A 19,938-nucleotide genomic window follows, 5' to 3' on the forward strand; every position below is an offset into this window, starting at 1 on the left:
TTGGGAGCTAGGGCTGCTGCAGCACGGTCCGGTACACGGCCAGGGTCTGCTCGGCGATGGACGCCCAGGAGAACTCGGCGATGGCCCGCTCGCGGCCGGCGGCACCCATCCTGGCCGCACGGGCGGGGTCGGCGACCAGCTCGTTCACCGCCGCGGCCAGGTCGCGGCGGAACGCCTCCGGGTCGGCGGCGTCGTGGTGCACCAGCAGGCCGGTGCGCCCGTCGTCGACCACCTCGGGGATGCCGCCCACGTCCGAGGCCACCACCGCGGTGCCACAGGCCATCGCCTCCAGGTTCACGATGCCCAGCGGCTCGTACACCGAGGGACAGACGAACACCGTGGCGGCTGCCAGCAGCTCGCGCACGTCGCCGGCGGGCAGCATCTCCCGTACCCAGAACACCCCGCTGCGGGTGGCGGACAGCTCGGTGACGGCCTGCTCGATCTCGGTGGCCAGCTCAGGGGTGTCCGGTGCGCCGGCGCAGAGCACCAGCTGGGCGTCGGGGTGCAGGTGGTGGGCGGCCGCCACCAGGTGGCCCACGCCCTTCTGTCGGGTGATGCGGCCGACGAACACCACCACCGGCCGGTCCGGGTCCACGCCCAGGCGCTCGAGCACCTCGGTGCCCGCCCCAGGGTGGTACGCCTCGGTGTCGATGCCGTTGCGCACCACGTGCACCCGTTCCGGCGCCAGGGACGGGTAGCAGGCGAGCACGTCCGCGCGCATGCCCTCGCTCACGGCGATCACGGCGTCGGCGTGCTCCATGGCGGTGCGCTCCACCCAGGAGGAGACGCGGTAGCCGCCACCGAGCTGCTCGGCCTTCCACGGGCGGCGCGGCTCCAGGGAGTGCGCGGTGAGCACGTGCGGCACCCCGTGCAGCAGCGCCGAGAGGTGGCCGGCCATGCCGGTGTACCAGGTGTGGGAGTGCACCAGGTCGGCTCCCGCCACGGCGTTGACGATGGAGAGGTCCGCCGACAGGGTGGCCAGGGCGGGGTTGGCGCCGGCCAGCTCGGGCGCAGGGGAGTGCGCGACGGCCCCAGGGCGTGGGGCGCCGATGCAGTGCACGTCCACCTCGCACAGCGCCCGGAGCTGGGTCACCAGCTCGGTGACGTGCACGCCGGCCCCGCCGTACACCTCGGGCGGGTACTCCTTGGTCAACACAGCTACTCGCACACCACGAACCGTATCGTCTCGCCGCCGAGACGCCACGCCGCACCGTGGGTGGACGCCGTGTGGCTCGAAGCGGGCGGAACGGCTAGATTTGCGCTGTGCGTAGTCAGCCGAACGTGCTCGGGATCGTCCTTGCGGGTGGTGAGGGCAAGCGTCTCTACCCCCTCACTGCAGATCGGGCCAAGCCCGCGGTGCCGTTCGGGGGTGCCTACCGACTGATCGACTTCGTGCTCTCCAACATGGTGAACGCCGGCTACACCCGGATCTGCGTGCTCACGCAGTACAAGTCGCACTCGTTGGACCGGCACATCGCCCAGACGTGGCGGCTGTCCGGTCTCACCGGTGAGTACATCGCCCCGGTCCCTGCCCAGCAGCGCCTCGGGCCGCGCTGGTACACCGGCAGCGCCGACGCCATCTACCAGTCCTGGAACCTGGTGGACGACGAGCGCCCGGAGCACGTGGTGGTGTTCGGCGCCGACCACGTCTACCGGATGGATCCCGAGCAGATGGTGGCGCGCCACATCGAGTCCGGCGCCGGCGTCACCGTGGCGGGCATCAGGGTGCCGCGCAGCGAGGCCCACGCCTTCGGCTGCATCGACGCCGACGCCGACGGCAAGATCACCCGCTTCCTGGAGAAGCCGGTGGACCCGCCGGGGACCGCCGACGACCCGGACGTCACCTTCGCCTCCATGGGCAACTACGTGTTCTCCACCGAGGTGCTGCTCAAGGCCATCCACGCCGACGCCGGCCAGGACGGCTCCGACCACGACATGGGCGGGGACATCATCCCGGCCCTGGTGGAGGCGGGCCTCGCGCACGTCTACGACTTCGCCGACAACGTGGTGCCCGGGGCCACCGAGCGCGACCGCGGCTACTGGCGCGACGTGGGGACGGTGGACGCCTTCTACGACGCGCACATGGACCTGGTGTCGGTGCACCCGGTGTTCAACCTCTACAACCAGCGCTGGCCGATCCGCTCGGCCACGGAGATGCGTCCCCCGGCGAAGTTCGTGCACGGCGGCCTGGCGCAGGAGTCCATCGTGGGTGCCGGCAGCATCATCTCCGGTGCGACGGTGCGCAACTCGGTGCTCAGCTCGGACGTGGTGGTCAGCGAGGGCGCCAGCGTGGACGGCAGCGTGCTGATGCCCGGCGTGCGGATCGGCCGGGGCGCGGTGGTGCGCAACGCGATCCTGGACAAGAACGTGGTGGTCGACCCGGGCGTGATCATCGGGGTGGACCACGAGCACGACAGGCAGCGCTACACCGTCAGCCCCGGCGGCATCGTGGTGGTGGGCAAGGGCTTGCGCGTCGACCACGGCTGAACGACGACGGCTGAACGACGACGGCTGAACAACGAAGGCTGAGCGCGCCCCGTGGGTGCGCTCAGCCTTCGTCGGAAGCGGGGTGGAGCTGGCTAGCTGGTGAGCATCGCGGCCTGCAGGCCCTCGCCCACGGGCAGCAGGACCGAGACGAAGCGGTCGTCCTCGGCGATCAGGCGCTCGGTCTCGCGCAGGGCCACCGTGGCCGGGTCACGCTGGGCCGGGTCGGCGATGCGGCCCCCGGCCAGCGAGCCGTGCAGCACCACCACGCCGCCCGGACGGAGCAGGCGGGTCGCCTCGGCCAGGTAGCGCGGGTGGTCGGCCGGAGCGGCGTCCACGAACACCAGGTCGTAGCCGCCGTCGGTGAGGCGCGGCAGCACCTCGAGCGCGCGACCGTTGATCAGCCGGAAGCGGTGCGAGGACAAGCCGGCGTCGCTGAACGCCCGGCGCGCGGCCCGCTGGTGCTCCGGCTCGATGTCGATGGTGGTGAGCACGCCGTCGGGGCGCATGCCGCGCAGCAGCCAGAGTCCGCTGACCCCGGTTCCGGTGCCGACCTCCACCACGGTGCGGGCCGCCATGACGCTGGCGAGGAAGGACAAGGTGGCGCCCGCCGAGGCTGTCACGGGCTTGGCGCCAAGGTCCTCGGCGCGCTCCCGGGCCGAGTGCAGCACCTCGTCCTCCACGACGGAGCTCTCCACGTGGGCAAAGGTGCGCTCGGCTGGGTTCGGTGGCACGCTAGAAGTCACCTAGCGAGGTTATCGTCACGGTGCGGTCAAGAGGTGTAGGCGCGCTGTCATCGCCACTCTCAGGTGTCGCACAGGTGGTTCTCATCGTCGTCTCACCCGGAGCGGGAATGCTCGAGGCTTCGACGCAGGCATGAGGCGAACCGGTCGAGCGGAACAGCGCGAACCTCATGTGTGTTGAACAGAACGCCTGGTGTCCACGACACGGCCCCAGGCACTGACCGGAGGCAGCCACCACCACATGACACCCGCCAGCGAACGCCGCCAGGACGTCCCGTCCACTGACAGCTCGCCGGCTGCGACCGCCCACGTTGCCGGCTTCAGCCCCGAGGACACCGAGTGGGTCCTGCCCACCTGGGACGAGGTGGTGCGTGACCACGCCGACCGGGTGTACCGGCTGGCCTACCGGCTCTCGGGCAACCAGCACGATGCGGAGGACCTCACCCAGGAGACCTTCATCCGGGTGTTCCGCTCGCTGTCCAGCTTCCAGCCGGGCACGTTCGAGGGCTGGCTGCACCGCATCACCACCAACCTCTTCCTGGACATGGTCCGCCGCCGCAACCGCGTGCGCATGGAGGCCCTCCCGGAGGACTACGACCGGGTTCCCGGCGACGAGCCCAGCCCCGAGCAGGCGTTCGCCTCCGCCCACTTCGACTCCGACCTGCAGGAGGCGCTGGACGCTCTCCCGCCCGAGTTCCGGGCCGCCGTGGTGCTCTGTGACATCGAAGGGTTGTCATACGAGGAGATTGGCGCGACGCTGGGGGTGAAGATGGGGACGGTGCGCAGCCGGATCCACCGGGGCCGGCAAGCGCTGCGGGCCGCCCTGGAGCGCAAGGGCAGGATGGGCGCGTACTCGGCAGCCGCCGGTTGAGCGTTGCCCCGCTCGGCCCGGGCACGGGGTCGTGAGAGCACCGAGCACGACCAGAGAAGCACCGAGAGACAGCACTGAGGAGGTTGCGGATGAGCCAGGACGCCCCCGGCTCTCGCGGCGCGAGCCGCTTGCGCAGCGCATGGGCCTCCGCCGGCCGATCCTCGACCGAGCACCTCGCCTCCGAGGCCGTCGTGGCCTACGTCGACGGCGAGCTGACCATGACCGCTCACCAGCGTGCCGCTGCCCACCTGGGGACGTGCCCGGAGTGCGCGGCCGAGGTGGACGGCCAGCAGCGGGCGCGCTCAGCGGTGCGCTCCGCGGCCCCGCTGGCGGTGCCGGCCGGGCTGCAGAGCCTGCTGTGCGGGATACCGCAGAGCCAGCAGCGCACCCGTCCCCAGCAGGTTTCCCAGCGCCAGGTTCCCCAGCAGCAGGTCACCCGAGAGCACAGCCCGGGTCGGCGCAGCACCCCCCCGCCGCGCCGCAGCAACCGGGGCGCGGTCCCGCTGGCCGTGGCCACGGTGTCCGCGCTGGCGGTGGGCGCGCTCACCATGGTGGTGACTTCTCCTGCTGCCGGACCCCGCAGCGCGCCGACCCCGCGCGCCAGCAGCTCGCCGGCCGTGGTGGGCGCGACCCTGCAGTCGGCCAAGGTCCCCGCACGCGCGATCGGCGCCAGCGTCAGCGCCACCTCCTGGGCAGGGCAGACGCGGACTTCACCGTAGGTCGGGCAGGCTAGCCCCCTATCCTGGCTGCCACGGGACTCTGCAAGGGCGCCCGGACGCCGTCGACACCGATGAGGGGTATCCGCCGAACATGACCGAACCGGGCGTGAGCTCCCCTCGTGCGGGCGAGCGCGGTTCCGAGGGGAGCCAGCCGCCGCGCCTCCAGCCGCGCCGCGTGCAGCGTCCTCCGATCGACCCGCAGCAGGCCCAGGTCTTCGGCCGCCCCCACGGCGTGGCTGGTTCCTTCGCTGGCGCTGCCCAGCGCCGTCGCGATCCGCGGATGGTGTCCGCCCCGCCGCCGGACCCGGCGCTCGCCCAGGCGTTCGGCCGTCCCCCCGGCGCGCAGGCGAGCCTGCAGCGCGGGGCCCCGGAGACCGTCGCGCCCACCGAGCTGGCGGAGAGCGACCCCTGGCGCGACGCCCGCTCCGGTGCGCGCCCTGGGCCACCGGCGCTCGGCGAGGACACCGAGCCGGAGGCCGAACCTGGCCCGCCCACGGCGAAGCTGGGTGCTCGTGAGCTGCTGCTGGGCTCCCGAGTCCGCCCGAGCGCCCTGGCCGCGCTGGTGGTCCTGGCGCTGGCGGTGGGAGCGATCGGCGGCCTCGTCGGGCGCGGCACCGCCGACGTCACCTCCGCGCTCACCGACGCCAACGTCACCCTGGCCCAGGTCGACGACGGCGCGGCACCGCCGGCCAACGGAGTGGCGGCGACGGCTGCCGCCGTGCTGCCCTCGGTGGTGTCGGTGGAGGTTCGTGCCGGGGACACCGGTGGCAGCGGGTCCGGCGTGGTCATCGACGGCGGCGGCTACATCGTCACCAACAACCACGTCATCTCCCAGGCGGCCACCAACCCCTCCGGCGCCACCCTGGACGTGGTGTTCTCCGACGGAACCCGGCAGCGGGCGCAGATCGTCGGTCGCGACACCAAGACCGACCTGGCCGTGCTGCGCGCCACCACCCCCAACCTCACGGTGGCGCAGCTGGGCCGCTCCAACCAGCTCAACGTCGGCGACCCGGTGATCGCCATCGGCTCTCCGCTGGGCCTGGCCGGCACCGTCACCACCGGCATCATCAGCGCCAAGCAGCGTCCGGTGCGGTTGTCCGGCGACGGCACCGACACTGATGCGGTGATCGACGCGCTGCAGACCGACGCCGCCATCAACCCCGGCAACTCTGGCGGTCCGCTGGTGGACTACGAGGGTCGGGTGGTGGGGATCAACTCCGCCATCCGGACCTCCGGCGGGGACTCCGGTGGGTCCATCGGCCTGGGCTTCGCCATCCCCGTGGACCAGGTGACGGCCGTGGCTCAGGAGATCATCCGCACCGGCTCGATGCGCCACCCCACCATCGGGGTGAACGTCCGCTCGGTGACCGACGGCTCCACCGACGGGGCCGCGGTGGCCAACGTGCAGGACGGCAGCGCCGCCGCGCGGGCCGGGCTGGCCGAGGGCGACGTCATCGTCCAGGTGGGCGACCGCGCCATCGCCGGCGCCGAGGAGCTCACCGTGGCCATCCAGGAGCGGACCATCGGCGAGCCGGTGCCCCTGCGCGTGGTGCGGGCCGGTCGCACCATCGACATCCAGGTCACTCCGGACTCCGACTGAGCCCGTCGGGCCGTAGGCTGGGCCCGTGTTCGGAAACATCGGCTGGGCCGAGTTCGCCGTCCTGGCGGTCGCAGGCCTGTTCATCCTCGGCCCGGAGCGCCTGCCGTCGGCGGCAGCCTGGCTGGCCCGCACCCTCAAGCAGGTGCGCGAGTACGCCACCGGTGCGCGTGACCAGCTCAAGGACGAGCTGGGCCCGGAGTTCGACGACCTGCGCAAGCCGCTGGCCGACCTGCAGGAGCTGCGCAACCTCAACCCCCGCACTGCCATCACCAAGCACCTCTTCGACGGCGACGAGTCGTTCCTGTTCGGGCCGAGCTCCCCGGCCGGTCAGGTCACCGAGGCTGTGCAGGACGCCCGGGGCGCGGTGGACATGACCAAGCCCGGCGCAGACCTGACCAAGACCCGGGTGAACCCGGAGACCCGCCCCGCGCCGCTGGCCAGGGACGAGCGGCCGCCCTACGACGCCGACGCCACCTGAGCCCACGCACGAGGCGCGGCTCAGGTGGCGCGGGGTTGGCTGGCCAGCAGCGTGCCGGCGGGACGCGCTGGTGTCAGGCGCTGCGGGACGGGCTCACGTTCAGCGACATCCCGGCCAGCCCACGGGCCCGGCGGGACAGCTTGTCGGCCACCGACTGGAGCGCGATCGCGGCGGGGGAGTCCGGCGCGCTGAGCACGATGGGCACTCCGGCGTCGCCGGCCTCGCGCACCCGGGTCTCCAGCGGGATCTGACCCAGCAGCGGGACGTCGGCACCCACGGCCTGGGTGAGCCGCTCGGCCACCGCGGCGCCGCCGCCGGAGCCGAAGACGTCCATCCGGGTGCCGTCGGGCAGCTCCAGCCACGACATGTTCTCCACCACGCCGGCCAGGCGCTGGCGGGTCTGCAGCGCGATGGCGCCGGCTCGCTCGGCCACCTCGGCGGCGGCCTGCTGCGGGGTGGTGACCACCAGGATCTCCGCCCCCGGGATGAGCTGGGCCACCGAGATGGCCACGTCACCGGTGCCCGGCGGCAGGTCCAGCAGCAGCACGTCCAGGTCACCCCAGAACACGTCGGCCAGGAACTGCTGCAGCGCGCGGTGCAACATGGGTCCGCGCCACACCACCGGGGCGTTGCCCGGGGTGAACTGGGCGATGGAGATCAGCTTCACCCCGTGCGACTGCGGGGGCATGATCATCTTCTCCACCTGGGTGGGCGCGGCGTCGGTGCCCATCATGCGGGGGATGGAGTGGCCGTAGATGTCGGCGTCCAGCACGCCCACGGACAGGCCCTTGGCGGCCATCGCCGCAGCCAGGTTGACCGTGACGCTGGACTTGCCCACGCCGCCCTTGCCGGAGGCCACCGCGTAGACCCGGGTGAGCGAGCCCGGCTGGGCGAACGGGATGACCGGGTCGGCGGAGTCGCCGCGCAGGTTCTTGCGCAGCTCGGTGCGCTGGGCGTCGTCCATCACCGACAGCTCCACGTTCACCGCGCCCACGCCAGGGACGTCGGCGACCGCGGTGGTCACCCGATCGATGATCTCGCTGCGCATGGGGCAGCCGGCGACGGTGAGGTACACGCCCACGTCGACCCGCCCGTCGGGGCCGATCACGATGTCCTTGACCATGCCCAGCTCGGTGATGGGCTTGCGGATCTCGGGGTCGTTCACACGGGAGAGCGCGGTACGGATGGCGTCTTCACTGGGTTCCACTGGCGCCATGGTAGGGGGACGCGCCGAGCCCGCCGCGCTCAGGCCCGCTCGCCCTGTGGTGCCGTGGCCGTGCCGGCGTCCAGGTCGTGCTCGACGAGCAACGTCTTGAGGTCCTCCAGCTCGCGCCGCAGGTAGTCGCGGGTGGCCACCTCGCCGATGGCGATGCGCAGCGCAGCGATCTCCCGGGCCAGGAACTCGGTGTCGGCCTTGGTCTGCGCCGCGCGCAGCCGGTCCTCCTCGAGCGAGACCCGGTCCCGGTTCTCCTGCCGGTTCTGGGCCAGCAGGATCAGCGGGGCGGCGTAGGCGGCCTGGGTGGAGAAGGCCAGGTTCAGCAGGATGAACGGGTACGGGTCGAACCGCCAGGCCACGGCGACGACGTTGATGGTGATCCACACGATCACCACGGCGGTCTGGATGGCCAGGTAGCGGCCGGTGCCCAGGAAGCGGGCGAAGCGCTCGCCGACCTGGCCGACGGAGTCGGGGTCGACGTTGAGCTGGAAGCGCCGGCTGCCGCGCGGCGTGCCCAGGCGCTGGCGGGCGGCGGAGGTGTCAGGCATGGCGAGCTCCCTCCGCGTTCAGGTCGGGCCGGGTCAGGTGGGTCTCGGTGAGGCGCCAGTCCTCCGGCAGCAGGTGGTCGAGCAGGTCGTCCACCGCCACCGCGCCCAGCATGTGGTTCTCCTCGTCCACCACCGGGCCGCACACCAGGTTGTAGGTGGCGAAGAAGCGGGTGACCTCCGACAGGGTGGAGGTGGGCGAGAGGGTGGGCAGGCCGGTGTCCAGCACCCCGCTCACCAGGTTGGCCGGCGGTTCCCGGAGCAGGCGCTGCAGGTGCACGCACCCGAGGTAGCGGCCGGTGGGCGTGGCCGTCGGCGGGCGCACCACGAAGATGATGCTGGCCAGGGCGGGGGTGAGGTCGGGGTTGCGGGCCCGGGCGAGCGCCTCGGCCACCGTGGCGTTGGGCGTGAGCACCAGCGGCTGCGGGGTCATCATGCCGCCGGCGGTGTCGGGGGAGTGCTGCAGCAGCCGGCGCACCGGCTCGGACTCCTCGGGGTCCATCAGGCCCAGCAGCGCCTCGGCCTCGCTGTCGGGCAGCTCGCCCAGCAGGTCGGCGGCGTCGTCGGGGTCCATCGCCTCCAGCACGTCGGCGGCGCGCTCCAGCTTGAGGTGCATGAGCAGCTCGGTCTGGTCCTTCTCCGGCAGCTCCTGCACCACGTCGGCCAGGCGCTCGTCGTCGAAGGCCTCGGCGACCTCCATGCGCCGCTTGGTGGGCAGCTCGCGCAGCGCGTGCGCCACGTCGGCGGCGCGCATGTCCTGGAACTGGGCCATCAGGTGGTCGGTGTTCTGCCCCGGCTGCGCCAGGGCCTTGCGGGTGAGCCCCTCCACCTCGTCGAAGCTGACCACGGTCACCGCGCCACGGCGGCCCAGCCGGGCCCGGCGCGGGCGCACCGCCACCTTGCTCACCACCCAGTCCCGGGTGCGGGTGGCCTCGATGGCGACGTCGGTGACCACCACGTCGCCGGTGAGCTCGGGGGACTCCGCCTGCACCGGGGAGTCGAGCACCTGGGCCAGCACCAGCACCTCGGTGGGCCGCTGGACGAAGCGGCGCAGGCTGACGTTGCCGGTGTTGAGGTTGATGGAGGTGGGCTCGATCGCGGTGACCCGCAGCATCGGCACGAAGATGCGCCGTCGGGTGGCCAGCTCGACCACCAGCCCCAGCACGCGCGGCTGCTCCCGGGAGATGCGCATGGTGATCACCACGTCACGCACGCGGCCGACGGTCTCCCCGTCGGGGCCCAGCACGGGCAGCCCAGCCATCCGGGCGACGAAGACCTTGCTCACGGCTGCCATGCGGCCAGGTTATCGCCTGGTCCCCGCACGCCACGGACCCGCTCAGGCGAGCTGGAGCTGAAACACCTCGTGCCAGTGGGCCGCCCCGTTGCGCCGGGCGGTGCGCAGCGCCGTGGCGGCGGCGGCGTCGGGCTCGATGCGCCGGGCGGTGCACGAGATCTCGGCCAGGCGGCTGCGGCTGCCGGGAGCGGCCACCACCACCTGCACCTCAGCACCGTCGACCAGGCCGGGGACCTGCTGCTCGGTGCCGCCGGTGGCGACCAGCAGCGACCCCGCCAGCGGCGGGCGGGCGAACCACACGCCCCAGACCAGCCGGCTGGGGTGGCCCTGGGGCTGCACCCACACCGCCGCGGCCTTGCGCAGCGCGGCGTCGAGCTGGGGCTTGGAGACGGTCGCGGTCATCGGGGCAGGCCGTCTAGTAGGTGGAGGTGTCGGAGGCGGCCATGGCGACGAGGATGATGAACCCGGCGAACAGCACCCAGAGCGCGGTGACCGACCAGCCGATGATGATGCCGGCGAGGGCCATGCCCCGTCCCTCCTCGCCGGTGCGCTTCATCTGGCTCATGGCCACGTGGCCGAGGATTGCTCCGACGAACGACAGCAGCCCCCCAGTCACCGGGATCGCGGCCAGCGCGGTGACCAGCGCGGCGATGGCCATCCCGTTGGTACGGGCGGCTTGCGGGTAGCCGGGGTACTGCTGGCCGTAGGGCTCAGCGCCGTACTGCCCGTACTGCTGCCCGTACTGCTGCCCGTACTGCTGGCCGTGCTCCTGCCCGTAGCCAGGCTGGGCGTACTCCTGCTGTCCGTATCCGGGCTCGGCGTAGGACTGCTGCTCCGGGTAGCCCCCGCCGGCGTAGGGGTCCTGCCCGCCACCCGCATAGGGGTCCTGGCGGGGCGCCTTGGCGAAGGGATCGCTGGGCGGGGTGTCGTCGCCGCGTGGGGTGCTCATCGGTCCAGTTCAGCAGTTCCGGGCGGAGCGCGTCTAGTCGTCGGGGTCAATCAGTACGGCTGTCCGGGACCCTGGTGGCCGGCGGCGGCGGACCGGCGCACGAGGACCACGACCAGGGCCACCGCTGCTGCCCCCAGCAGGATCACGCCGAGTGCGACCCACAACCACGGGCTGGTGCCCGAGTCGTGCTCGGCGGGGGCGGCCTCCGGGGTGGCCGCGACCGGCTCCGCGGTGGGCGTGGGGGTGGCGGTGACGGGCGCGGTGAAGGCGGCGGTGCTGGCCTCCACCCGGATCGGGTACTCCAGGTCGCTCACCGGCAGCTTGCCGGTGCAGGAGGAGCCCTGGGCGAGGGTGACGGTGAGGTAGTAGGTGCCGGGCGCGGCGATGCTGCTGGAGTCAGACTTGGTCTCGCCCACGGCCTCGTTGCTGGAGGTGACGCTCTCCGCCGAGGCGGGCTTGCGACCGTCGAAGCTGAAGATGTCGGTGTCCACCCGGTCGCCGCGGCCGTTGACGAGCTGGACGGTGCCGGAGCCCGTGCAGGCGTTGTCCACGGCGGAGGGGTCGCCACCCACCAGCACCAGCCCGCGCAGGCGCTGGCCCTTGGCCACGTCGACGGCGTACCAGGCGGTCTCGCCGAAGCGGAGGGTGTCGCGGACCGGGGTCGCGGGGCTCAGCCTGGGCGCGTTGGTGGACGCGCTGCCGGCCACCAGCGGGGTGGCGGGGGCGGGCGAGGCGGCGCTGAGGCCCTTGACGCTCACCTGGAGCTGGTAGTCGCGCTGGGGCAGCGGAGGCTGGCCGCCGGAGCAGGTCTGCCGGGTGAGCTCGACCTTGAGGTACCAGGTGCCGGCGACGTGGTTGGGGTACGAGGCGTCCTTGCTCAGCGGGGGCACCGCGTTGGTGCGCTCGCTGAGGTTGTTCACCGCGGTCACCGACTGCCGGCCGTCAAAGGACTTGGACGCGTTGTCCACCGTGCTCGCGGTGGGGCTGAGGATGGCACTGGTCAGCTCGCCCTTGCAGGACTTGTCCGCCACCGTCGCGGGCTGGTCGTTGCCCAGGGTGGTGGAGGTCTCCGGGCGGTCGTCCACGGCGGTGGGCAGGGCGTAGTACTTGGTCTGGCCCGGTGCGATGGTGTCCCGCACGGCGCTGCCGTCGGTGGGCAGGAACGGCGCGTCCACGGGGCTGGCGCCACCGCCGGCAGCGGCGCCCGCGGCGTTGAAGCCCCGCAGGGCGCGCTGGGAGGAGCTGGTCAGGGCCGCGGCGAGCTGGCCGGCGTCGGCGGCGTCGCGGTACTCGCCGCCGGTGGCGCCGGCGATGCACTGCAGCTGGCCGCGAGCCGGGTCGCCGGCGGGCAGGTTGAAGCCGATGGCCTCCACGGTCACCGGCACGCCGTCGGCGCTGAGCTGCCTGGCCACCTCGCAGGGGTCCGGGGGAGCGCAGGTGTCCAGCCCGTCGGAGACCAGCACGATGGTGCGGGGACCGGTGCTCGGCAGGTCCTTGGCGCCCTGCTGCAGGGCCAGCCCGATGGGCGTCCACCCGCTGGGCTGCACGCTGCCCAGCGCGGCGTTGATCGCAGCGGGGTTCACCGGGCCCACCGGCACCAGCAGCCTGCTGTCCTGGCAGCCCGCGGCCTTGTTGGACTCCTCGCTGCCCACCGTCGAGCCGTACACCCGCAGGCCCACCTGCGAGCCGGCTGGCAGCGCGGCCACGGTGCTGCTCACCGCGGTGCGCGCCTGCTCGATGAGGGCGGCGCCGCCCTGGCCGGGCGCGGCCATCGATCCGGAGACGTCCAGCACGACTAGCGCAGCCGGGGCGGTGGCGCCCTGCGCCCCGGCCGGCGGGGCCACGGTCAGCTGGCCCAGCGTCGAGGTGAGCAGGGCGGCCAGGACGAGACCGAGTGGACCGCGCAACCGTGAACGCATCGTGCTCCCTGGGTATCAGCGAGAGTTGATGAACCCGATCGTCTGGCCACAGCGGAACCACGCATTTCGGGCGTCGCGATCTTTGCACACCGGCGCGGCCTTGTCCCGCCTCATCTGCGAAGATGCGTTCGGCCGTCGACTCCTCCGGCGCGCGTCGTGGCGAAGAAGTATGGTGCAGGCATGGCCAATTCACTTCATTACACAGTTCCCGGAATGAACCCAGAGGACGGCGCGACGGTGGCCGCGACCCTCCAGAAGCGGCTCTACGCACTCAACGACCTGCACCTGACCCTCAAGCACGTGCACTGGAACGTGGTGGGCCCGCAGTTCATCGCCGTGCACGAGATGCTCGACCCCCAGGTCGAGGCGGTCCGTGCGATGGCCGACGCGGTCGCGGAGCGCATCGCGACCCTGGGCGCCTCGCCCAACGGCACCCCGGGCGCGCTGGTGCGCGACCGCACCTGGGACGACTACTCCGTCAACCGTGCGGGCTCCATCGCCCACCTCGGTGCCCTGGACGTGGTCTACACCGGCGTCATCGGTGACCACCGCAAGGCGATGGAGGAGGTCGGCGAGCTGGACCCGGTGACCGAGGACCTGCTCACCGGCCAGTCCGGCGAGCTGGAGCTCTTCCACTGGTTCATCCGCGCCCACCTGGAGAGCGCCGGCGGCGAGCTGTCCACCGACGGTGCGAGCAGCGAGGCCGAGGCGGCCAAGGACGCAGCCGACGCGGTCTGACCTGGGCGACAAGGCTTTTCCGCACGCCACCCGTGGCGTGCTCGTGAGGGGGTGTGCATCAGCACACCCCCTCGCGGCGTTGTGGGTGCAGCCGCCATACTGGCGAGTAACTTGTACGGGACCCGGTGTGCAGCCGGCGCTCCGACACGTTCGCCGGCAACCCGTCGCAGCGCTCACCACGCTGCGGCGTCCGACCCCTTGGAAAGGTGTTCTCTATGGCACGGCTCGCCCAGACTGCGGACCTCACGGAGATCCAGCAGGAGATCCTCTCCACCGTCCGTGACTTCGTGGACAAGGAGATCATTCCCCGTGCCCAGGAGCTCGAGCACTCCGACACCTACCCGCAGGAGATCGTGGACGGGATGAAGGAGATGGGGCTGTTCGGCCTCATGATCCCGGAGGAGTACGGCGGCCTCGGCGAGTCGCTGCTGACCTACGTGCTGGTGGTCGAGGAGATCGCCCGGGGCTGGATGAGCGTCTCCGGCGTCATCAACACCCACTTCATCGTCGCCTACATGCTGATCCACCACGGCACGCCGGAGCAGAAGGAGTACTACCTGCCCCGAATGGCCACCGGCGAGGTCCGCGGCGCGTTCTCCATGTCCGAGCCGGGCCTGGGCTCCGACGTCGCCGCCATTCGCACCAAGGCCACCAAGAACGCTGATGGTGACTACACCATCAACGGCGCCAAGATGTGGCTGACCAACGGTGGCTCCTCCACCCTGATCGCCGCGCTGGTGAAGACCGACGAGGGTGCGGACAAGCCGTACAAGAACCTCACCACCTTCCTCATCGAGAAGCCCTCCGGCTTCGGCGAGGTGAAGCCGGGTCTCACCATTCCCGGCAAGCTCGAGAAGATGGGCTACAAGGGCGTGGACACCACCGAGCTGGTGTTCGACGGCTACCAGGCCAAGGCCAGCGACATCCTCGGCGGCGTGCCCGGCAAGGGCTTCGGCCACATGATGGACGGCGTCGAGGTCGGTCGCGTGAACGTGGCGGCCCGGGCCTGCGGCATCTCCATCCGCGCCTTCGAGCTCGCCGTGGCCTACGCCCAGCAGCGCGAGACCTTCGGCAAGCCCATCGCCCAGCACCAGGCCATCGCCTTCCAGCTGGCCGAGATGGCCACCAAGGTGGAGGCCGCGCACCTGATGATGGTGAACGCCGCGCGGCTGAAGGACACCGGCAAGCGCAACGACGTCGAGGCCGGCATGGCCAAGATGCTCGCCAGCGAGTACTGCGCCGAGGTCACCACCCAGAGCTTCCGCATCCACGGCGGCTACGGCTACTCCAAGGAGTACGAGATCGAGCGCCTCATGCGCGAGGCGCCGTTCCTGCTCATCGGTGAGGGCACCAGCGAGATCCAGAAGACGATCATCAGTCGGGGCTTGCTGAAGGAGTACGCGCAGCGGCGCTGATCCGGACGACGAACCGGGCACGAAACGCGTGCTCGGTTCGTTGCACCGGAGAGACTGCAGTCCGTATCCCGATAAGGAGCTGAACCGATGACCAGCCCCATGTCCAACCGTGCGCTGTCCAACCAGGGCAAGGGGTTGTCGATGCCGACCCCACCGACGGGATGGCCCATCGGCTCCTACCCGACCTACGCCGAGGCTCAGCGGGCGGTGGACTACCTGTCCGACCGCGAGTTCTCAGTGGAGGACGTGACCATCGTCGGGGTCGACCTCATGCAGGTCGAGCGGGTGCTGGGGCGGCTGACCTGGCCCAAGGTGCTGGGGGCCGGTGCCGCCTCCGGCGCCTGGCTCGGCGTGTTCGTGGGACTGCTGCTCAGCCTCTTCGGCGAGGGCGGCCTGGCGGTGCCGCTGATCACCGGCATCGTCGTGGGTGTGGTGTTCGGCCTCATCTCCGGAGCCATGACCTACGGCGCCACCAAGGGCCAGCGGGACTTCTCCTCCACCATGCAGCTGGTCGCGGGACGCTACGACGTGCTGTGCGAGCCGCGCACCGCCGAGCGGGCCCGCGACCTGCTGAGCAAGCTGTCGATGGGCAACCAGGGCTGAGCCAGCACGACACGACTGGTTCAATGGGGCAATGGCTGAGGTGCTCGACCAGGTAGACGTCCACTTGCGCACCCACATCGTCGGGCCGGCTCCCGAGCGGGCGTCGGTGACCTTTCTCGGGGTGCAGTCGCTGGACGTGCTGCGCTTCGGGCCCGACTCCGACCGGATGGTTCGCTACGCCACCGTGGGCTGCTCGCGCCACCCCATGGGTGACCCCGAGGCGATCATGACCGACAGCGTGCACGGGCCCCGCGCCGAGCTGGTGCTGTCAGTGCGGGGTGGGGTCGACGGCGTGGTGCGCACGCTGGCCATCCTGGCCGCTGCTCCCGTCGTCGAGGGACTGGTGCTGCAGCCCGACGCGCTGATCGACCTGCGCGAGCCGCTCTGGGAGGGCTCGGCCTTCACCGCGGTGGTGCTGGGCGAGAGCGACGTCCCGGAGTTGGCGCTGGCCGAGCCGATGGACCCGGTGCGCTTCCTCGAGGTGGTGCCGGTGACCGGCACCGAGGCGGCCTGGGTCCGGCTGCGCGGCGCCCAGGCGCTGCGGGAGGCGTGGGAGGAGGCGGGCGTGGACGTCCGCGACCCCGGCCGCTCCGCAGTCACGCTGTGACGGCCCCCGGCCACCTCGGGCTCCCCGCGACCGGGTAGCGCGGCGGGCCGGCCGCCCGCGGGTCGCCGCACGATGGCCTGGCTCACTCCGTCACACTGAGACGTCACGTCGGACAAAGATCAACCGGGGCACTGCGCCCCGTGGAACCCAGCCTGGAGGTAGACGGTGCAGTTCGGTCGGTACTACGAGGAGTTCGAGGTCGGCGATGTGTACAAGCACTGGCCCGGAAAGACGGTCACCGAGTACGACGACCACCTCTTCTGCCTCATCACCATGAACCACCACCCGCTGCACCTGGACACCAACTACGCCGAGGAGACCACCGACTTCGGCAAGAACGTCGTGGTGGGCAACTACATCTACTCGCTGCTGCTGGGCATGAGCGTCGCCGACGTCAGCGGCAAGGCGATCGCCAACCTCGAGGTGGAGTCGCTGCGCCACGTGAAGCCGACCTTCCACGGCGACACCATCTACGGCGAGACCGAGGTGCTGGACAAGACCCCGTCGAAGTCCAAGGACGACCGCGGCGTGGTGTACGTGGAGACCAAGGGCTACAAGCAGGACGGCACCGTGGTCTGCATCTTCCGCCGCAAGGTGATGGTGCCCAAGCGCTCCTACGGCGAGGCGCGCGGCGGCGAGCAGCCCGGCCGCCCCGAGCCGAAGGCTTAGCGCACCAGCGACAGTCGCTTTCTGTCCTACCCGACGGGCACGTGCCCGCCGGGTAGGACAGCCGATCCAGGGACCAGGAAGGAGTGAGGACGCGTGCGCATCGACCTGCACACCCACTCGAAGGTCTCGGACGGGACCGACACCCCCGCCCAGCTGGTGACCGCCGCCGCCGCCGCGGGGCTGGACGTGGTGGCGCTGACCGACCACGACACCACCTCCGGGTGGGCGGAGGCTGCTGCTGCGCTGCCGGAGGGCCTCACCCTGGTGCCGGGCATGGAGCTGTCCTGCGCCTCCCCGGCCGAGGGCTTCGGGCCCGGCGCGGGTGGGCGCCAGGTCGCGGTGCACCTGCTGGCCTACCTGTTCGACCCCGAGCACCCCGAGCTGGCCGCCGAGCGGCTCCGGCTGCGCGGGGAGCGCACCCGGCGGCTGCGGGTGATGGCGGAGCGGATGGCTGCTGACGGCCTGCCGGTCGACCCCGACGCCGTGCTGTCGGCGGCGGGCCCCTCGGCGGGCCGGCCGCACCTGGCCCGCGCACTCATGGAGGCCGGGGTGGTCTCCTCGGTGGGCGAGGCGTTCAGCGACCTGCTGTCCAGCCGTGGCCGCTACTACGTGCACAAGGAGGACACCCCGCTGCTGCGCGGGGTGCACCTGGTGGCCGCCGCCGGCGGGGTGAGCGTGCTGGCCCACTGCCGGGCGCAGAGCCGCGGCGCGATGCTCACCGACGACGCCATCGCCGAGCTGGTCCCGGAAGGGCTGGGCGGGGTGGAGGTCGACCACGTGGACCACGACGACCGTGACCGCCGCCACCTGCGCAGCCTGGCCGCCGAGCTGGGGCTGTTCACCACCGGCTCCAGCGACTACCACGGGCGCAACAAGGTGGTGCGCCTCGGCACGCACACCACTGGGCCGCAGGACTACGAGCAGCTGCTGGATGCCGCCACCGGCGCCACGGTGGTGCGGCGGTGAGCGGCCGCCGTCGGGCGGTGGGCCCCGGGGGCAGCGACCAGCTGGGCCTCGACGGGATGCCCACGAGGCTGGTCAAGGTCACCCCGTCCAAGCTGGGCACCTGGACCGCCTGCCGCCGCCGCTACCGGATGACCTACCTGGACCGCCCCGCGCCACCCCGGGCCGGGGCGTGGGCGCACAACACCGTGGGCGCGGTGGTGCACGCCGCGCTGCGCACCTTCTTCGACCAGCCCGCCGCACGCCGCACGGTGGAGGACGCCCGCGCGCAGGTGCGCACCGCGTGGAGCGCGGTGCAGGGCGCCAGCGGGTTCGCCGACGCCGAGCAGTCCGCGCGCTACCGCGAGCGTGCCCAGGACTGGGTGGCCGACTACGTGGAGTCCCTCGACGGTGGCGCGGCCGAGGTGGAGCCCGTGGGCCTGGAGCGCTGGGTGGCCGCCCCGGTGGGCGCCATCGTGGCGGAGGGCCGCGTCGACCGCATCGACGCCCGGGTGAACGAGCAGGCACCGGAGGGCACCGAGCTGGTGGTGGTGGACTACAAGACCGGGCGCCGCCCGCTGACCGTGGACGACGCGCGGGGCTCGCAGGCGCTGGCCCTGTACGTGCTGGCCACCCGGCGCACCCTGCGCAAGCCCTGCCGCCGGGTGGAGCTGCACCACCTGCCCACCGGCGAGGTGCTGGCCTTCGACCACACGCCGGAGTCCCTCGCCCGGCACCAGCAGCGGGCCGAGGAGTCGGCGCAGGAGATCCAGCTGACCACGGACACGCTCGCTGCCGGAGGCGACCCCGACGTGCTGTTCCCGCCGAGCCCGGGGGCGCAGTGCTCCTGGTGCGACGTCCGCCGCAGCTGCGACCTGGGCCGGCAGGCGCCGGAGCTGGCGCCGTGGGCGGGGTTGGCGCCGTGAGCACCGTGCGCAGGAGAGAGACGTACACCGGGGGCCCGAGCGCGGGCGAGCGCCTGGCTGGGCTGGTGCGGATGATCTCCGGGGTGCTCACCGGCGGCCTGGTGATCCTCGCCGTGGTGGTGGTGGGCGCCACGGTGCTGGCCGCGCAGCGCGGGGCCATGGGCCCACCGGCCACCATGATGGCCGCGCACCTGCTGGTGGCGCTGGCCGCGGTGCTGGTGCAGGTCTACGGCGACCGCCGAGGGCCGGCCGCGGCCGTGGGCTCCGCTGCGGTGGTGCTGGCGCTCACGGGTGGTCTGCTGTGGACCCAGTGGTGGAGCTAGCCGCCCGCGCCCAGGCCTGCTGAACGGGCGGGCCCACCCGCACCCGCTCCGGCAGCGCCAGCGCCACGGTGCGCAGCCCGCGCAGCAGCACCCCCGCCGCCAGGTCGGTGGTGAACAGGCCGGGCAGCCGGTACATCCGCCGCGCCCAGGCCGGCAGCAGGCTGAACCCGAGCAGCGCCACCGCCGACCAGGCCGGGCGTGCCGGGGTGAGCAGCTGCACCCGCCACGGCATCGGCGGCACCAGCAGCACCCGGGCGGCGTCGCGGGTGGCCGAGCTGCACCGCAGCTGCGGGCGCACCCGCTGCAGGTACTGCGCCACCTCCGCCCGGCTGGCGGGCACCTCGTCCGCACCGAGCAGTCGCGCCGCCCGGACCTGCTCGGCCAGGAACTGGTCCTGCTCGGCCCCGGTGAGCGTCAGGCCGCCGCGCCGCGCCGTGTGCAGGAAGCTGGACACCTCCGTCACGTGCACCCAGGTCAGCAGGTCGGGGTCCTGGGCGGAGTAGCGCAGACCCGTCACCGCGTCGGTGCCGTGCACCAGGGTGTGCATCTGGCGCACCCGGGCGGCCACGGACTCCACCTGCGCGGTGGGGCTGAACCCCACGGTGCTGACGTACTCGGCGGTGTGGCGCAACCGTGGCCAGAAGCTCGCCTGGTAGTCGGAGTGCTCGTAGACCCCGGCCATCGCCAGCGGGTGCAGCGCCTGCAGGAACAGCGCCCGCAGCCCGCCGATCCCCATGGCCGGGTCGGCCAGCACCCGCCAGGTGATGCTGTCCGGGCCGAACAGGCCGAGGTCCTCAGCCGGGTCGGTGGCTGCGCCCGGCTGTGGGTTCGCGGTGAGCGGGGGCATCGTCCCAGCATGGCCCTGGTGCGGGACGCGCGCTAGCAGAGCTGCGTTGC

Annotated in this window: 22 protein-coding genes; 13 read left to right on the forward strand and 9 right to left on the reverse strand. The window is 72.4% G+C overall.

Going from position 1 to position 19,938, the window contains the following annotated elements:
- Nucleotides 1-7: 7 nt before the first annotated feature.
- Entirely contained in the window at nucleotides 8-1,168 is a 1,161-nt protein-coding gene (gene glgA, locus AC3YO9_RS15445) for a glycogen synthase (protein ID WP_489983804.1), read from the reverse strand.
- A 95-nt stretch (nucleotides 1,169-1,263) separates the two neighbouring features.
- Here glgA and glgC point away from each other — a divergent pair, with 95 nt between their 5' ends.
- Complete coding sequence (gene glgC / locus AC3YO9_RS15450) at nucleotides 1,264-2,487, forward strand: glucose-1-phosphate adenylyltransferase (RefSeq protein WP_489983805.1); 1,224 nt, start codon at nucleotides 1,264-1,266, stop codon at nucleotides 2,485-2,487.
- A 92-nt stretch (nucleotides 2,488-2,579) separates the two neighbouring features.
- Here the strand turns inward: glgC and AC3YO9_RS15455 are convergent, their stop codons facing one another.
- Entirely contained in the window at nucleotides 2,580-3,230 is a 651-nt protein-coding gene (locus AC3YO9_RS15455) for an O-methyltransferase (RefSeq protein WP_206518104.1), read from the reverse strand.
- Between the two features lie 238 nt (nucleotides 3,231-3,468).
- Here AC3YO9_RS15455 and sigE point away from each other — a divergent pair, with 238 nt between their 5' ends.
- From sigE to tatB, 4 genes are all read left to right on the forward strand, one after another.
- Nucleotides 3,469-4,098: an RNA polymerase sigma factor SigE gene (gene sigE, locus AC3YO9_RS15460; RefSeq protein WP_489983806.1), complete on the forward strand. Its 630-nt coding sequence runs from the start codon at nucleotides 3,469-3,471 to the stop codon at nucleotides 4,096-4,098.
- Nucleotides 4,099-4,187: 89 nt separating this feature from the next.
- Complete coding sequence (locus AC3YO9_RS15465) at nucleotides 4,188-4,817, forward strand: anti-sigma factor family protein (protein ID WP_489983807.1); 630 nt, start codon at nucleotides 4,188-4,190, stop codon at nucleotides 4,815-4,817.
- Between the two features lie 91 nt (nucleotides 4,818-4,908).
- A complete protein-coding gene (locus AC3YO9_RS15470) occupies nucleotides 4,909-6,417 on the forward strand; it encodes a S1C family serine protease (protein ID WP_489983808.1) in 1,509 nt (502 codons plus the stop codon).
- A 25-nt stretch (nucleotides 6,418-6,442) separates the two neighbouring features.
- Entirely contained in the window at nucleotides 6,443-6,895 is a 453-nt protein-coding gene (gene tatB / locus AC3YO9_RS15475) for a Sec-independent protein translocase protein TatB (RefSeq protein WP_127782279.1), read from the forward strand.
- Between the two features lie 73 nt (nucleotides 6,896-6,968).
- Here the strand turns inward: tatB and AC3YO9_RS15480 are convergent, their stop codons facing one another.
- Genes AC3YO9_RS15480 through AC3YO9_RS15505 form a run of 6 tightly spaced genes read right to left on the reverse strand, consistent with a single transcriptional unit; the run spans nucleotide 6,969 to nucleotide 12,818 of the window.
- Nucleotides 6,969-8,111, reverse strand: coding sequence for an Mrp/NBP35 family ATP-binding protein (locus AC3YO9_RS15480; RefSeq protein WP_127782280.1), 1,143 nt, complete (start codon nucleotides 8,109-8,111; stop codon nucleotides 6,969-6,971).
- A 29-nt stretch (nucleotides 8,112-8,140) separates the two neighbouring features.
- The gene (locus AC3YO9_RS15485) at nucleotides 8,141-8,659 is read right to left on the reverse strand and encodes a DUF1003 domain-containing protein (RefSeq protein ID WP_127782281.1); all 519 of its coding nucleotides are present in this window, start codon (nucleotides 8,657-8,659) and stop codon (nucleotides 8,141-8,143) included.
- Entirely contained in the window at nucleotides 8,652-9,950 is a 1,299-nt protein-coding gene (locus AC3YO9_RS15490; RefSeq protein ID WP_127782282.1) for a magnesium transporter MgtE N-terminal domain-containing protein, read from the reverse strand. Before AC3YO9_RS15490 ends, AC3YO9_RS15485 begins: the two co-directional genes overlap by 8 nt.
- A 42-nt stretch (nucleotides 9,951-9,992) precedes the next feature.
- The gene (locus AC3YO9_RS15495; RefSeq protein ID WP_127782283.1) at nucleotides 9,993-10,352 is read right to left on the reverse strand and encodes a hypothetical protein; all 360 of its coding nucleotides are present in this window, start codon (nucleotides 10,350-10,352) and stop codon (nucleotides 9,993-9,995) included.
- A gap of 13 nt (nucleotides 10,353-10,365) precedes the next feature.
- Nucleotides 10,366-10,899: a DUF4190 domain-containing protein gene (locus tag AC3YO9_RS15500; protein ID WP_489983809.1), complete on the reverse strand. Its 534-nt coding sequence runs from the start codon at nucleotides 10,897-10,899 to the stop codon at nucleotides 10,366-10,368.
- Between the two features lie 50 nt (nucleotides 10,900-10,949).
- Nucleotides 10,950-12,818 carry a vWA domain-containing protein gene (locus AC3YO9_RS15505; RefSeq protein WP_489983810.1) on the reverse strand — a complete coding sequence of 623 codons (1,869 nt, stop codon included), beginning with the start codon at nucleotides 12,816-12,818 and terminating at the stop codon, nucleotides 10,950-10,952.
- 180 nt (nucleotides 12,819-12,998) lie between these two features.
- On the opposite strand from AC3YO9_RS15505, the gene AC3YO9_RS15510 reads away from it, so the two are divergent.
- From AC3YO9_RS15510 to AC3YO9_RS15545, 8 genes are all read left to right on the forward strand, one after another.
- Nucleotides 12,999-13,556 carry a Dps family protein gene (locus AC3YO9_RS15510; RefSeq protein ID WP_127782287.1) on the forward strand — a complete coding sequence of 186 codons (558 nt, stop codon included), beginning with the start codon at nucleotides 12,999-13,001 and terminating at the stop codon, nucleotides 13,554-13,556.
- 215 nt (nucleotides 13,557-13,771) lie between these two features.
- The gene (locus AC3YO9_RS15515; RefSeq protein WP_127782288.1) at nucleotides 13,772-14,971 is read left to right on the forward strand and encodes an acyl-CoA dehydrogenase family protein; all 1,200 of its coding nucleotides are present in this window, start codon (nucleotides 13,772-13,774) and stop codon (nucleotides 14,969-14,971) included.
- Between the two features lie 87 nt (nucleotides 14,972-15,058).
- Nucleotides 15,059-15,574: a YflT domain-containing protein gene (locus AC3YO9_RS15520; protein WP_127782289.1), complete on the forward strand. Its 516-nt coding sequence runs from the start codon at nucleotides 15,059-15,061 to the stop codon at nucleotides 15,572-15,574.
- Nucleotides 15,575-15,605: 31 nt separating this feature from the next.
- Nucleotides 15,606-16,181 carry a suppressor of fused domain protein gene (locus AC3YO9_RS15525; RefSeq protein WP_127782290.1) on the forward strand — a complete coding sequence of 192 codons (576 nt, stop codon included), beginning with the start codon at nucleotides 15,606-15,608 and terminating at the stop codon, nucleotides 16,179-16,181.
- Nucleotides 16,182-16,346: 165 nt separating this feature from the next.
- On the forward strand, nucleotides 16,347-16,850 hold the full coding sequence (locus AC3YO9_RS15530; RefSeq protein WP_127782291.1) for a MaoC family dehydratase: 504 nt from the start codon (nucleotides 16,347-16,349) through the stop codon (nucleotides 16,848-16,850).
- Nucleotides 16,851-16,943: 93 nt separating this feature from the next.
- On the forward strand, nucleotides 16,944-17,816 hold the full coding sequence (locus AC3YO9_RS15535) for a PHP domain-containing protein (RefSeq protein WP_127782292.1): 873 nt from the start codon (nucleotides 16,944-16,946) through the stop codon (nucleotides 17,814-17,816).
- Entirely contained in the window at nucleotides 17,813-18,718 is a 906-nt protein-coding gene (locus AC3YO9_RS15540; RefSeq protein ID WP_489983811.1) for a RecB family exonuclease, read from the forward strand. Before AC3YO9_RS15535 ends, AC3YO9_RS15540 begins: the two co-directional genes overlap by 4 nt.
- On the forward strand, nucleotides 18,715-19,041 hold the full coding sequence (locus tag AC3YO9_RS15545; protein WP_241249780.1) for a hypothetical protein: 327 nt from the start codon (nucleotides 18,715-18,717) through the stop codon (nucleotides 19,039-19,041). The genes AC3YO9_RS15540 and AC3YO9_RS15545 overlap by 4 nt, the downstream gene beginning before the upstream one ends.
- Here the strand turns inward: AC3YO9_RS15545 and AC3YO9_RS15550 are convergent.
- Nucleotides 19,004-19,888 (reverse strand): oxygenase MpaB family protein, encoded by an 885-nt coding sequence (locus AC3YO9_RS15550; RefSeq protein WP_489983812.1) that lies wholly within the window; start codon nucleotides 19,886-19,888, stop codon nucleotides 19,004-19,006. The genes AC3YO9_RS15545 and AC3YO9_RS15550 overlap by 38 nt on opposite strands.
- Nucleotides 19,889-19,938: the final 50 nt, after the last annotated feature.

This window comes from Rhodococcus sp. Z6_132, assembly GCF_058133635.1.

Bases quoted from the DNA above. Each gene is read 5' to 3' on its own strand.
- sigE (WP_489983806.1), top strand. From the start codon at position 3,469: ATGACACCCGCCAGCGAACGCCGCCAGGACGTCCCGTCCACTGACAGC.
- AC3YO9_RS15465 (WP_489983807.1), top strand. From the start codon at position 4,188: ATGAGCCAGGACGCCCCCGGCTCTCGCGGCGCGAGCCGCTTGCGCAGC.
- AC3YO9_RS15470 (WP_489983808.1), top strand. From the start codon at position 4,909: ATGACCGAACCGGGCGTGAGCTCCCCTCGTGCGGGCGAGCGCGGTTCC.
- AC3YO9_RS15480 (WP_127782280.1), bottom strand. From the start codon at position 8,111: ATGGCGCCAGTGGAACCCAGTGAAGACGCCATCCGTACCGCGCTCTCC.
- AC3YO9_RS15485 (WP_127782281.1), bottom strand. From the start codon at position 8,659: ATGCCTGACACCTCCGCCGCCCGCCAGCGCCTGGGCACGCCGCGCGGC.
- AC3YO9_RS15490 (WP_127782282.1), bottom strand. From the start codon at position 9,950: ATGGCAGCCGTGAGCAAGGTCTTCGTCGCCCGGATGGCTGGGCTGCCC.
- AC3YO9_RS15495 (WP_127782283.1), bottom strand. From the start codon at position 10,352: ATGACCGCGACCGTCTCCAAGCCCCAGCTCGACGCCGCGCTGCGCAAG.
- AC3YO9_RS15500 (WP_489983809.1), bottom strand. From the start codon at position 10,899: ATGAGCACCCCACGCGGCGACGACACCCCGCCCAGCGATCCCTTCGCC.
- AC3YO9_RS15505 (WP_489983810.1), bottom strand. From the start codon at position 12,818: ATGCGTTCACGGTTGCGCGGTCCACTCGGTCTCGTCCTGGCCGCCCTG.
- AC3YO9_RS15510 (WP_127782287.1), top strand. From the start codon at position 12,999: ATGGCCAATTCACTTCATTACACAGTTCCCGGAATGAACCCAGAGGAC.
- AC3YO9_RS15515 (WP_127782288.1), top strand. From the start codon at position 13,772: ATGGCACGGCTCGCCCAGACTGCGGACCTCACGGAGATCCAGCAGGAG.
- AC3YO9_RS15520 (WP_127782289.1), top strand. From the start codon at position 15,059: ATGACCAGCCCCATGTCCAACCGTGCGCTGTCCAACCAGGGCAAGGGG.
- AC3YO9_RS15525 (WP_127782290.1), top strand. From the start codon at position 15,606: ATGGCTGAGGTGCTCGACCAGGTAGACGTCCACTTGCGCACCCACATC.
- AC3YO9_RS15550 (WP_489983812.1), bottom strand. From the start codon at position 19,888: ATGCCCCCGCTCACCGCGAACCCACAGCCGGGCGCAGCCACCGACCCG.